The 1403-nt window shown below is 70.7% G+C and carries 1 protein-coding gene; it reads right to left on the bottom strand.

Going from position 1 to position 1403, the window contains the following annotated elements; genetic code table 11:
• Window positions 1–1403, bottom strand: a 1403-nt coding sequence (locus ACFV20_RS36950; RefSeq protein ID WP_385665511.1) for a condensation domain-containing protein, incomplete at both ends; no start/stop codon positions are given.

The following is a 1403-nucleotide window of genomic DNA, read 5'->3' as shown; positions in this document are numbered from 1 at the left end:
CGCCACCGCGTCGGGAGTGGCCGCGGCGCGCTCCTGGAAGATCTCGTGGACACACCGCTCCACCGGAGCCGACGCCACCGCCGGACCCGCGGCGGAGAGCAGCAGGTCCCGCTCGCCGACGGGCAGGTACACGGCCTGCGCGTCGCCGTCCGGGTCGGCGGCCATGGACTCCAGGACGGCGCGGTACATGCCGACCAGCCGGTCGCCGTTGGCGCGGCTGAGCATGCGCGGGTCCGCGGTGATGATGACGTGCCCGGCACGGGACGAGACCGTCAGCGGGAACTCGGTCGGACTGTCGTCCAGTCCCGCCCGGTCGTCCACGACGGTGGCGTCCATCTGCCGGAAGTCCTGGTAGTTGAACATGACGTCCAGCAGCCGTCGGCCGCCGGCCGCGTCACGCTGAATCTCCGGCATGGGGAACCGTCGGTGCGGCCAGAGCTCGACCTCGCGGGCGAAGACCTGCTGGACCAGCTCCCGCCAGGTGCGTGCGCTGCGGTCCACCGCGAACGGCAGGGTGTTGAGGTACATGCCGAGCACCCGGTCGGCACCGAGCACCTCGGGGCGTGCGTCGCAGACGACACCCGTGTGGAAGGCCTCCTCACCGGTGAGCTGGCTCATCACCTTCAGGTGAGCCGCCAGCATCACGCTCTTCAGCGAGACCTTCGAGTCCGTCGCCAGCTTGCGCAGGTCGCGCTCCAGGTCCTCCCACTGCGTCCAGGCCTGGTACAGCTCGCGCGGCCCGTCCTGCCGCTCGCCCCAGCCCGTGGGAAGGGAGAAGGGGGCGTGCCGGTCGACGACGCCCCGCCAGTAGGCGCGGTCCTCGGTGGAGGCCAGGGACTCCAGCTCGCCCGCCACGAAGTCGGCGAAGCGCACGGCGGGGGCCTCGTACGGCTCGGGCTCCAGACCGTCCCGCAGCTGCCGGTAGAGAGCCAGGAGCTCCATCAGGAGGGAGTGATGGCTCCAGCCCTCCAGGACAGGGTGGCACTCGGTGACCGAGATCCACCAGCAGTCGCCGTCGGTGACGTGCGCGAAGAAACGCATGAGGGACGGCGTACCGAGATCGAACAGCGTGGCGCGCTCGCGCACGGTGAAGTCGCGGAGTTCCCGTTCCACCGTCTCGGCGTCCAGGCCACGCAGGTCCTGCCGGCCGAGCGGGAGCTCGGCGGTGGCGTGGACCAGCTGCAGCGGCACCGAGTAGGCGTTGAGCTCGATGGACGTGCGCAGCGCCTCGTGCCGCTCGACGACCAGCCGGCCGGCGGCCTGCAGAGCGTCGAAGGAGAAGGGCTTGTCGTCCAGCACGCGGAACGTGCTGACGTTGTGGTAGTTGTTCCGGCTGTCGTCGACGAGCATCTCGACGACCATGCCGAGCTGGACCTGGGACAGCGGGTAGGCGTCGACGACGC

Origin of the sequence: Streptomyces sp. NPDC059696 (genome assembly GCF_042733745.1) — a bacterium.
In the GTDB taxonomy this organism is placed as follows: domain Bacteria; phylum Actinomycetota; class Actinomycetes; order Streptomycetales; family Streptomycetaceae; genus Streptomyces.
The sequence above is the reverse complement of the archived record's forward strand: the minus strand, read 5'-3'. Positions and strand labels throughout refer to the sequence as shown.